Origin of the sequence: Roseburia zhanii (assembly GCF_014287635.1) — a bacterium.
Lineage (GTDB): Bacteria > Bacillota > Clostridia > Lachnospirales > Lachnospiraceae > Roseburia_B > Roseburia_B zhanii.
In genome coordinates this window covers 291572-303301 of sequence record NZ_JACOPH010000002.1, presented here as the reverse complement: position 1 = coordinate 303301, position 11730 = coordinate 291572, and the positions used below count along the sequence as shown (strand labels likewise).

Annotated in this window: 11 protein-coding genes; 8 read left to right on the top strand and 3 right to left on the bottom strand. The window is 39.6% G+C overall.

Going from position 1 to position 11730, the window contains the following annotated elements:
- The first annotated feature begins 86 nt into the window (after positions 1-86).
- The 3 genes from H8S17_RS04495 (at position 87) to H8S17_RS04485 (ending at position 3555) form a co-directional block, all read left to right on the top strand.
- Positions 87-2915: a M64 family metallopeptidase gene (locus H8S17_RS04495; protein WP_186866405.1), complete on the top strand. Its 2829-nt coding sequence runs from the start codon at positions 87-89 to the stop codon at positions 2913-2915.
- A gap of 105 nt (positions 2916-3020) precedes the next feature.
- A complete protein-coding gene (locus H8S17_RS04490; protein WP_178051520.1) occupies positions 3021-3263 on the top strand; it encodes a hypothetical protein in 243 nt (80 codons plus the stop codon).
- A complete protein-coding gene (locus tag H8S17_RS04485; RefSeq protein WP_178051519.1) occupies positions 3244-3555 on the top strand; it encodes a YbjQ family protein in 312 nt (103 codons plus the stop codon). Before H8S17_RS04490 ends, H8S17_RS04485 begins: the two co-directional genes overlap by 20 nt.
- Positions 3556-3612: 57 nt before the next feature.
- Here the strand turns inward: H8S17_RS04485 and H8S17_RS04480 are convergent, their stop codons facing one another.
- Positions 3613-3957, bottom strand: a complete 345-nt coding sequence (locus H8S17_RS04480; RefSeq protein WP_178051518.1) for a PilZ domain-containing protein — start codon at positions 3955-3957, stop codon at positions 3613-3615.
- Positions 3958-4156: 199 nt separating this feature from the next.
- On the opposite strand from H8S17_RS04480, the gene H8S17_RS04475 reads away from it, so the two are divergent.
- Genes H8S17_RS04475 through H8S17_RS04460 form a run of 4 tightly spaced genes read left to right on the top strand, consistent with a single transcriptional unit; the run spans position 4157 to position 8856 of the window.
- On the top strand, positions 4157-5035 hold the full coding sequence (locus H8S17_RS04475) for a phosphoribosylaminoimidazolesuccinocarboxamide synthase (RefSeq protein ID WP_186866404.1): 879 nt from the start codon (positions 4157-4159) through the stop codon (positions 5033-5035).
- 18 nt (positions 5036-5053) lie between these two features.
- The gene (purF, locus tag H8S17_RS04470) at positions 5054-6502 is read left to right on the top strand and encodes an amidophosphoribosyltransferase (RefSeq protein ID WP_186866403.1); all 1449 of its coding nucleotides are present in this window, start codon (positions 5054-5056) and stop codon (positions 6500-6502) included.
- 46 nt (positions 6503-6548) lie between these two features.
- On the top strand, positions 6549-7982 hold the full coding sequence (gene purB / locus H8S17_RS04465) for an adenylosuccinate lyase (protein ID WP_186866402.1): 1434 nt from the start codon (positions 6549-6551) through the stop codon (positions 7980-7982).
- Positions 7975-8856 (top strand): hypothetical protein, encoded by an 882-nt coding sequence (locus tag H8S17_RS04460; protein ID WP_186866401.1) that lies wholly within the window; start codon positions 7975-7977, stop codon positions 8854-8856. Before purB ends, H8S17_RS04460 begins: the two co-directional genes overlap by 8 nt.
- A gap of 29 nt (positions 8857-8885) precedes the next feature.
- On the opposite strand, the gene H8S17_RS04455 is transcribed toward H8S17_RS04460, so the two are convergent.
- Together H8S17_RS04455 and H8S17_RS04450 are read right to left on the bottom strand one after the other, a co-directional pair.
- Positions 8886-9707 carry a bifunctional hydroxymethylpyrimidine kinase/phosphomethylpyrimidine kinase gene (locus tag H8S17_RS04455; protein WP_186866400.1) on the bottom strand — a complete coding sequence of 274 codons (822 nt, stop codon included), beginning with the start codon at positions 9705-9707 and terminating at the stop codon, positions 8886-8888.
- Positions 9697-10302 carry an ECF transporter S component gene (locus H8S17_RS04450; RefSeq protein ID WP_186866399.1) on the bottom strand — a complete coding sequence of 202 codons (606 nt, stop codon included), beginning with the start codon at positions 10300-10302 and terminating at the stop codon, positions 9697-9699. Before H8S17_RS04450 ends, H8S17_RS04455 begins: the two co-directional genes overlap by 11 nt.
- 579 nt (positions 10303-10881) lie before the next feature.
- Here H8S17_RS04450 and H8S17_RS04445 point away from each other — a divergent pair.
- A complete protein-coding gene (locus H8S17_RS04445; RefSeq protein ID WP_186866398.1) occupies positions 10882-11700 on the top strand; it encodes a hypothetical protein in 819 nt (272 codons plus the stop codon).
- The last annotated feature ends 30 nt before the right edge of the window (positions 11701-11730 follow it).

Here is an 11730-nt window from a genome sequence, read left to right as displayed (position 1 = left end):
TACAAAAGAACTGGTATTCAGGCTATTATTACTGTTTACAGTAGGTGAGCACGAATGGTCTATGGATAAACAGCTTAGGAGGATCAATGAAAAAGAGAATAAAGCGATTTGAAGCAGCATTGCTTAGTATGGCAATATTATTTTTGACATTTTCTGGTGATATGGTCATGGCAGCGGATACTGAAACGCAGAAAACGACTTTTCCGGTCCATGTCATTCACAAAACGGGTGATGATAAAGAAAATTTTGTCATTGTGATCATGGGGGATGGGTATACTGCAGAACAGCAGGATCAGTTTTTGGAAGATGTAAAAAGAAAGGCGCAGGGAATGTTAAGCTGGTCACCATATAAAGAGTATTCAGATCGTATCAATATCTATGCCGTACAGGTAGTTTCAAATGAGTCGGGGATCAGTGAGTATGGAGGGAAGAGCGTTGATACTTATTTTCATGTTAAAGCTGTCGGAAAAGCACCTGGATTTACCGGTGATGGAGCCGAAAAAGCCAGAAAGATAAGAACAGAATTGGAAGATGATTATTTAGATCATGGTGCAAATGTCGGAACTATCCATATTATATCTAATGATGAAGGTTATTATGGTGCATCTGTCAATCCATTATTTTCATTTTCAGCTAATTGCAGTGAAAATCTGGATGGATCCGTTATGGCACACGAAATGTCACACAGTATCGGAAGATTAGGTGATGAATATGGAAGATATACAAACACTCCTAATACTTCAGATACGTCAGATCCTGATATGATCAAGTGGAATAAATTGTTGGGATTTCGAGGAATCGGGATTACGATGGCAGGAACAGATACAGCATTCGCTCCTAGCCGGAAATGTATGATGCGCTGGCTGGATCAGCCTTTTTGTGAAGTGTGTAAGATGGAACTGGTCCGAAGGTTAAACAGTACAGATTACGTCAGGAATCCGCAAGCACTCTATCTGGCCGATCCTGAAATTACTATTTCACATAACAGAACAGGAACGCTGGATACAGATAGTGAAAAATACAGGATTAGTGAAAAAAATATCACAAAGGCTAATGAGGAGTCACTGGAATTTCGTACAGTTGTGCAGAATATGGTTGATCGGGAACAGCATCTGAAAATGAGTTTTCAAATCCTGGGTGAAGATGGAGTTACCGTTAAATATAAAACAGAAAAAGAGTATACGATTCCTGCACTTACGAATACCTATGATCCGGATGCTGCAAGAGAATCTCTTTCGGTTGTGCTTCCGGTTGTCTATGGATTGTCTGGTGGGGACAGGTTAGATGGAAAGATCATTGATATGGATACCCAGGAAGTTTTAGCGACAGATAAAACTTCCAGACAGACATGGAATACAGTCAATATACATTATGAGTGCCGGAATGAAGATGGAACGAACAGTGCCATTCCTGATACAACGCCAGCCATTGTATATGTACCAGAGGATTCCACTTATATCTTAAGGAAACCGGAGCTGTCTGGTTATACCTGTGTGGGCAGCAGCATAGATCAGGAACAGATAAAAATTACAGAGGATGGTACAGATATTACTTATTATTATGAAAAAAACAATGACTCATCCGGAGATTCTGATCAAAAAATAGCCGAGTGTACAACAAATCCTGTCTGTGTGACGTATGACGAAAAACCTCATACGTTTGATATTACACCGGGAGAGGGTGTAAAGATGCGTTATCGTCTGACAGAAGATGCACCTTATACACTCACAGAATTACCGGCACATACAGATGCAGGAAACTATACGATTTATTATGAAGCATCTTCGGATGCAGCGAAAACATCTTATGGTCAGGCATCTTTAGAGATTATGAAAGCTGCGACAGATCTTAAGTTAGTGCCTGCAGCAGAAAATTTAGAAGGTGGTGGAAAGGTAGGATTACAGCTTATCAGGCAGGGAATTCCTGAGAAAGAAAAGGTCAATATGGTTTGTGATAGTTCTAAGATCACACTGACAGAGATGCAGGATGACAGATGGGAAGTCATACTGCCGAATGAAACAAAGACATATGTATTTACGGCATATTATGGTGGAGATGATAATTATAAGGAAAGTAAAGCCGATTGTCAGGTCGCTGTAACAAAAAAAGAAGACCAGTCAGGCGGAACGACGGGAGGGACTACCGAAGAAACACCGGGAGGAACAACAGGAGGAACAACAGGAGAAAAACCCGAAGAAACACCGGGAGGAACAACAGGAGGAACTACCGAAGAAACACCGGGAGGAACAACAGGAGAAAAAACCGAAGAAACACCGGGAGAACCAAATCAAGTAGAAACACTCTCCGGTAAGATCATTCTGCTCAGACCAAAGGTCATAAAAAATACTTCAAACGTAGAAAATATCAATACTACCCTGAAAAAAGCTGTCATTGAGGCGGACCAGCAGGCAAAGAACAGTTCCATCAGAATAAAATGCAATGCCGGAAAGAGAAAAAAACTGATCTTTAAGCTTGAGAGATCAACCATAAAATTACTTGTGAAAAAAGAAGTGAAAAAATTGCAGTTTGATAGTGGAAATCTCAGGATTACAATGGATCGAAAAACATTAAAGGAAATAGAAAAACGAATTTCTGTAGATGTTTATTTAGAGATCAGAAAAGCAGATAAAGATATCCTTTCCCGAAGGGCAAAGAAGCTTGTCGGAAAACATACAATATATGGATTTAAAATCAGAGGAGCAAAGAAAAAACAGATAAGCAGGTTAAAAAAAGGCAAGATCACCGTAGAAATCCCTTATCGTTCTTCTGAGATAGAAAATTCAAAACAGCCTTTTGCATATGCCATCAACAAAAAAGGCAATATTGTAAAACAAAAAAAATCTTCTTATGATGCAAAGAAAAAGGCAATTAAGTTTACAACAAGCCAGCTGTCTAAAGTGCTTACCGGATATTAAGAGAGCATTTCAAACTTATTGGAAAAATTTCAGAAAAAGGTTGACAAAATGCTCTAAATGTATTATTGTACTAATTAGGTAATACAAACAAAGGAGAACATGGTTATGGAAAACAGGAAGATACAGCACAGGAAGAAAATGGCAGCACCGATCATCATAGCAGTTTTATTGATCCTCTGGTATATTGGAATGGCGATCGCCTGTTTTTGTATACCGGAGATCCCGTTCATATTCAAGATACTTATGGCAATTATTCCGGCAGCTATTTCCGGTGTCATAAGTTTTGTATTAGCAGAAAGAATCAAAGAGATAAGGAGTGGAGAAGAAGATGATCTTAGTAAATACTGATTATATCACAGGAAAAGAATTTGAAATGTTGGGTTTGGTAAAGGGCAGTACGATCCAGAGCAAGAATATCGGAAAAGATATCACACAGAGTTTTAAGACGATCGTAGGCGGTGAACTGAAAGCATACAATGAGATGATGAACGATGCAAGGGCTTTAGCAACCAAACGCATGGTAGAAGAAGCGGAAGGCATGTCGGCAGATGCAGTTGTCAATATCCGTTATGCATCTTCAGCGATCATGCAGGGAGCAGCAGAGGTTATTGCCTATGGTACGGCAGTAAAATTTGTTTAAGTATTATAAAAAGAGAGCATATGCTCTCTTTTTGTCTGCCATGATTTATATTTCATTCTATGCAGTTGCATGGTTTAAAAGTTCATCGAGATGTTCTAATGTACTATTGAACCTGCAGCCATACTGATAGTGGTCATGGTCAATCGCACGGCTGTGTATGATCTCTACAACCGTAAAAACATTTTCAATGGAATCTTCAGACTCCAGTGATGCATTAAAGTAGTAGCCGGTAGGCAGAACACATTCGGAAATAAATGCAATACCATCTTTTGATATATCTACTAACTGTATCGGAGAATCCAGGTCATGGATACCTGATACGACCGGATCGTCTTTATACAGATCTGAAATACTTAAGTGTAATGTGATCGGAATACGCTGGTTCTTCCTTTTTTCTATCATAGTACTTCCCTCCTATAACCCTGTAATGTCAATTATATAATGGTTTTTTCGGCTTCGTCAAGTGCAAAAAGTTCTGTAAATACATTGACTTTGTAAAACCCACTGTATTATAATTTACGCGGGTAGATTGGTAAGCTGTTATTACAATCTACAACAATCATGGAAATATGTTTACAAAAAGCATAGGATGGAGGAACAGATGAGTATTCAGGAATTTAAACCGGTAAAAGAAGGAAAAGTACGTGAGGTATACGATGCTGGTGACAGTATGATTATCGTAGCAACAGACAGAATATCGGCATTTGACCATATTTTAAAGAACATCATCACAAAAAAAGGTGCGATTTTAACACAGATGTCTAAATTTTGGTTTGATTTTACAAAAGATATTGTACCAAATCATATGCTTTCAGTAGATGTTAAAGATATGCCGGAATTTTTCCAGACAGAGCGTTTTGACGGAAACAGCATGAAATGTCAGAAATTAAACATGCTTCCGATCGAATGTATCGTGCGTGGATATATTACAGGTACCGGCTGGGAAAGCTATCAGGAGAATGGAACTGTATGCGGGATCAAACTTCCGGAAGGGTTAAAAGAATCCGATAAATTACCGGAGCCGATCTACACACCGACCACAAAAGCAGAATTAGGTCTGCATGACGAACATATCACATTTGAAGAAAGCGTGGATATTTTAGAAAAGCTTTATCCGGGCAAAGGTGCTGATTATGCAAAGCAGATCAAGAACTGCACGATCGCATTATATAAAAAATGTGCAGAATATGCACTCAGCAAAGGAATCATCATTGCAGATACGAAGTTTGAGTTTGGTTTAGATGAAAATGGCAATGTGGTACTCGGTGATGAAATGCTCACACCGGACAGCTCCCGTTTCTGGCCATTAGAAGGATATGAAGCAGGAAAATCACAGCCATCTTTCGATAAACAGTTTGTAAGAGACTGGTTAAAAGCAAATCCGGACAGTGACTATTTACTTCCGGAAGAAGTCGTAAAGAAAACAGTCGACAAATATGAAGAAGCATTTGAATTATTGACAGGTAAAAAGTTTGAATAATTAAAGCAGGAGAATCCAATGAACAACACTGAATTAGACAACAAAAATCCATGGGAAGGCCTGCATGAGGAATGCGGCGTATTTGGAATGTATGATCTGAGTGGAGGAGATGTAGCCTCAACCATCTATTATGGACTGTTTGCATTACAACACAGAGGACAGGAGAGCTGTGGTATCGCTGTAAGCGAAACGGATGGTCCAAAAGGCAAGGTGACAACTCACAAAGATATGGGATTAGTCAATGAGGTTTTTACAGGTAAGACATTAGAGCAGATGAAAGGGGATATCGGTGTAGGACATGTCCGGTATTCCACTGCCGGAGCTTCCACAAGAGAGAATGCACAGCCGTTGGTGTTGAACTATGTTAAGGGGACATTAGGATTAGCGCATAATGGTAATTTGATCAATGCCAGAGAATTACGGCATGATCTTGAGTATACCGGGGCTATTTTCCAGACAACGATCGATTCAGAGGTGATCGCTTATCACATCGCAAGAGAACGTCTGGAATCCAAATCCGCAGAGGAGGCGGTTGTTCGTGCCTGTCGTAAGATCAAAGGTGCGTATTCATTAGTTGTTATGAGTCCCAGAAAACTGATCGGTGCAAGAGATCCGTTTGGATTTAAACCACTTTGTATCGGAAAAAGGGACAATGCTTATATCATTACATCAGAAACCTGTGCACTAGAAACGATTGGTGCCGAATTTGTGCGTGATGTGCTGCCGGGAGAAGTGGTTGCCATCACACCGGATGGACAGATCAGCTCAGATTGTTCTTTATGTCTGCCACAGGAAAAAGAGGCAAGATGTATTTTTGAATATATCTATTTTGCAAGACCTGACAGCCATATTGACGGTGTATCTGTCTATGCATCAAGAATCAAGGCAGGACGTTTCCTTGCCATGGATTCACCGGTAGATGCAGACCTTGTTGTCGGTGTTCCGGAATCGGGTAATGCTGCAGCATTAGGCTATGCGTTAGAATCCGGTATTCCATACGGAACTGCATTTGTGAAAAACAGCTATGTGGGAAGGACATTTATCAAGCCAAAGCAGAGCAGCAGGGAATCTAGTGTACGTGTAAAATTAAATGTATTAAGAGAAGCGGTAAATGGAAAACGTGTCATTATGATCGATGACTCGATCGTAAGAGGAACGACTTCAGACCGTATCGTAAAAATGCTTCGGGATGCCGGAGCAACAGAAGTACATGTCCGTATCAGTTCACCGCCATTTTTATGGCCATGCTATTTTGGTACGGATATACCGGAGAGGGAGCAGCTGATCGCCTATAACCGCACGATCGATGACATCTGTAAAGTCATTGGCGCAGACAGTTTAGGCTATCTTGAAATCAGACGGTTAGAAGAATTGTCAGAAGGACTTCCAATCTGTAAAGGATGCTTTACCGGTAAATATCCGTTAGAACCTCCAAAGGAAGATATCCGTGGAGATTTTGAACGGTAAAAAAATAGTGATACGAAATATCAAACAAAAAAGAGGAGAATAGATAATGAGTACAGACAGATATACAAGCCCGTTATCCGAAAGATATGCCAGCAAAGCAATGCAGTATATTTTTTCACCGGAGATGAAATTTAAAACGTGGAGAAGATTGTGGATCGCATTAGCAGAAACTGAGCAGGAATTAGGACTTGATATTACAGATGAACAGATCGCAGAGTTGAAAGTACACAAAGACGATATCAACTTTGAGGTCGCAAAAGAGCGTGAAAAATTAGTCCGCCATGATGTTATGTCCCATGTATATGCATATGGTGTACAATGCCCGAAAGCAAAGGGAATCATCCATTTAGGAGCAACTTCCTGTTATGTTGGCGATAACACAGATATCATCGTGATGGCAGAAGCATTGAAATTAGTCAAAATAAAATTAGTCAATGTGATGGCTGAGTTAGCAAAATTTGCAGACACCTATAAAGAACTCCCAACATTAGCATTTACGCACTTCCAGCCGGCACAGCCTACAACAGTAGGAAAACGTGCAACATTATGGTTACAGGAATTTATGATGGATCTTGAAGATCTTGAATATGTAGCAGGTAGTTTAAGACTGTTAGGTTCTAAAGGAACAACCGGAACACAGGCAAGCTTTTTAGAACTGTTTGACGGAGATAATGAAACCGTTGATAAGATCGATCCGATGATCGCAGAGAAGATGGGATTTAAGAACTGCTATGCAGTATCCGGTCAGACCTATTCCAGAAAAGTAGATACACGAGTGGTCAATATCTTAGCAGGTATTGCTGCAAGTGCTTACAAAATGTCAAATGATATCCGTCTGTTACAGCATTTAAAAGAAGTAGAGGAGCCATTTGAGAAAAATCAGATTGGTTCTTCCGCTATGGCATATAAGAGAAATCCGATGAGAAGCGAAAGAATCGGTTCTTTAGCACGTTATGTCATGGTAGATGCCTTAAATCCGGCAATCACATCAGCGACACAGTGGTTTGAGAGAACCTTAGATGATTCTGCAAACAAACGTTTAAGTGTACCGGAGGCATTTCTTGCGATCGACGGTATCTTAGATCTCTGCTTAAATGTAGTAGATGGTTTAGTAGTCTATGATAAAGTTATCACAAAACATCTGATGGCAGAACTCCCATTCATGGCAACCGAAAATATTATGATGGATGCTGTGAAAAAAGGCGGTGACCGTCAGGAATTGCATGAGAAGATCCGTCAGCTTTCCATGCAGGCAGGTGCACATGTAAAACAGGAAGGAAAAGAGAATAATCTGCTCGAACTGATCGCAGCAGATCCTGCATTCCAGTTATCTTTAGAGGAATTACAGGCATCTATGGAGCCTTCAAAATATGTAGGACGTGCACCAAGACAAGTGACAAAGTTCTTAGAGGATGTTATACAGCCTATTTTAGATGAAAATAAAGAACTGCTTGGCGTGAAAGCAGAGATAAATGTTTAAAACATATCAGAAAATATGTAACAGAACAGCCATCCTGCTGGTATTCTTTCTGTTGCTTTATATAGTGGCAGCAGAAAGTGTGCCGGATAGGCTGATGCAAAAGAAACAAAACATCACTACACAGGAAACAGTCATCAAAAGAGAAATACAGGCAGGAGTTGTATTAGATCTTAGAGAAAGGCTTTTTGATACGGGCATTATTTCAAAAGAGTTAGAAGTAGTATATCTGACACCGGAAGAAGAAGCAGAGAAAGTCTATACATTTCTGCAGGGACCAAGGGCTTTTAGTGAGAGTCTGCCATGGTCAGGTGACTGGTGCCAGAAGATCGTCCGCCATAATTCCTTCGGTGGTTTTGGATGTGGATTATGCTGTATGGCGAATATTTACAGCACACTGACACCATATGAGTGTTCTCCATGGGATATGTATGAATATGCTACACAGGCAACGCTTTATTATCCGACAAAAGAAAGCGGTGCGATTGGCTGGGACGATATGAAACAGACCTTAGCATCTGTGGGATTTACCTGTGAAAATTGCAGCAAACCTGCTACCTATGAAGAATTTCAGGAACAGATGACACATACGGATTCTGCAATCGTATTAGTCAGCAGTGGAGAAGACGATATGTTCTGGAAAGATACCGCAGGTCATTATGTCAATATCTGGCTTTATCAGAAGGACAGTGACATGGTATTTCTTGCCGAGCCGGGAGATCCGGAGAATAACAGGACATGGATACCGCTTCGATATGTATATGATGCTTTAAAAACCGTCAGCCAGTATCAATATCTGACTGTGACAGCTTATGCAGAAGAAAGTAATCAGTGGAAGTGGAATGGAATAGATGATGTTTGGAACGGAAAATTCTAATAGGCAGACTGCCTGTATTTGCAAGACTATTAAAGATTGGTCAGCAGATACAGGCAGTTTTCGATTGCAGCTCCTTCGACAGATGGAATATCTTTTGAAATCTCAAGACATTGACATATAAAATCCGATGCAGTATCAACCGATTGTTCCAAAGAAAACTCCCGAAGCAGCAGGGCAGATACGATACTGATAAAAATATCACCGGTTCCGGGACGAGAAGGCGTGATCTTTTTCTGTTCGATCAGGGAAAGCGAAGATTCAAAAATGGCATTTATGACAGAATCCTTTCGTTCGATTCCCGTAATGACGATCTTTGAGGCTCCCATAGCCTGTAATTTCCGGCAGATTTTTACAAGTGCTTCATCGGTTGGGTCAGGAGCATAGTTGGTATCTGTCAAAAGGCAGGCTTCTGTTAAATTTGGTGTGATCAAAGCGGTAAAAGGAAGCATCGCCTTTAAACTTTCGATAAAAGCAGGCGTAACAGTTTTATAAGCCTTTCCATGATCACCCATGACCGGATCAAAGAAAATCGGGATTTCCTTTTTTAGGGTAGAAAAATAAGCTTTTAACTGTTCAATCTGTTCTGTAGAATTTAAAAATCCACAGCAGATACCATCAAAAGAAACCGGAAGCAGGTTTAAATGGGATAAAAACTGTGGAAGATGTGACGATAAGTCAACCGAATAATGTGTTTCAAATCCGGTATGATTGCTGAAAATAGCAGTGGGGATCGGACATGCCTGTACCTTACAGCAGGAAACAACAGGAAGGGCGACTGCCATAGAGCATCGCCCAACCCCTGCCATATCATTTATGATCAATAATTTTGGCGGAATCTGTTTATTTGTCATAAGAAGTACCTTTTGCTGCCGGAGCATATAAACACTGTGAACGGAGAAGTGCAGGACGCAGAGCCATATATACGGCAACGGCTGCGACTGTTGAAATAACAGCGTTAATGCTTGTGGCAGTAATGTTCCATGCAAGTGTCAGTTCAGCAGCAGGTTTTCCTAAGATAACCAGTTTGTAGAAATAACCTACGAGCGGATCGAAGATCACATTAAATAACAGACCACTGATAGATGCGATCAAAGCCCATTTAAAGATTTTCTTAGAATCTGTTAAGGTATTGATCTTTCCGATACGGTGCGCAACTAAGCCTGTGATCAGTCCGATGCAGAGTTTTAAGATAAAAGTCTTTGGTGCATAGATGATATAGACAGGATCAAGAAGATCACCGATCGTCATTCCAATCGCACCGCCAAGTCCACCATATAAGCCGCTCATGATCAGGGCACCTAAGACACAGACAGCATTTCCTAAATGAATGGAAGTAGCATCACCGCCCGGAAGTGCGATCTTGATCTGCAAAAAAGTAAATACTACATAAGAAAGTGCAGCAAAAAGTCCGATTGTTACAATTCGCGTTACATGTTCGTTTCTCATAATAACTCCTCTTTTCTCTAAAACTTTGTTTTAAGCTATTATAAGCTATAATGGTATGAAACAAATAACCAGTTGATGAAAATTTGACCATGCCAGTTTAAACGTGGGGAAAAGAGTCCTCATTTTGTATAGGATCCATAAAATGAGGAGTGCCCCGGTATCCGAAGACACCGAGGCTATTATGAAAAAATTTATCAATATAAACATGAAAATAAACTAAGAAAAGTTTTCCTTTAAACAAATATTATTGTAGCAATTATATATGAATAAAATATGAACAAAATAAAAAAATATTGTGAAAATAACAGAAAATATATGGTATACAAGATGTGGTTTGTGTAATATCACGAAAAAGTGGACGGCAGAAATATTACATCTGCTTCTTACGTGCAAGCACGACGAGCCAGAAATAATATTTGAAATTCGCTGTGTATAGTAATTATTAAAAAAATCAACAATTCACAACAATAGTATGGACGCAGTCTGTATAAAATGCTAAAATAAAAATAACTATAAAATACGTTTTTGCAAAATGTTCGGACAGGGAGGTTAGAACATAAGAGTCAAAGGAGTGATCATATGGCACTTACAATTTCATCAAACGCCCGGTTAGTGGGAAGCTTATTTTCTGGTATGTCCTCAAGAAGGACAAATAATTTTACAAGCAGTCTGTTTTCATCATCAGATATGTTAGGCATCAATTATATGGATTATGCCAGCATCAAAAGCGGTTCTTATTATAAACTGTTAGATGCATACTATTCTTTAGATAAAACATCAGACAGCACGAAGACTTCTGCAACAGATAAGACAAAAGATAAAAGTGATTTACTGACAACTGCTAAAACAACAGATTCCGCTTCTAAGTTAGCAGCATTAGAAGAAAAATCTGAAAAGTTAGGCGATGCAGCAGATGCATTGACAACCGTTGGTAATAAGTCTTTATTTAAAACAACGACAAAGACTGATGAGAATGGCAAGACAACAACTGTTTATGACACAGATAAGATTTACCAGGCAGTCAGGGATTTTGCAGATCAGTATAATTCACTTTATAACAGTGCAAGCACTTCAAAAGTAAAACAGATTTCAAATGCGGCAGCATCTATGGTGAATTATACAGCATCAAATGAGAAACTGCTTTCTTCCATGGGAGTTACGATCGATGAAGAAACAAAGAATCTAAAGATCGACGAAGAAGCTTTCAAAAAAACGGATATGAGCAAAGTAAAAGGACTGTTCAATGGTTCGGGTTCTTATGCATACCAGGTTTCTGTAAAGGCATCCATGATCAACTATCATGCACAGCATGAAGCATCTAAGGCGAATACCTATACAAAAGCCGGCGGATATTCAAACAATTATTCTTCAGGAAGTATCTGGGACAGCATGATCTAAATCATTTCTTATGTCAAATAAAATGGGCTA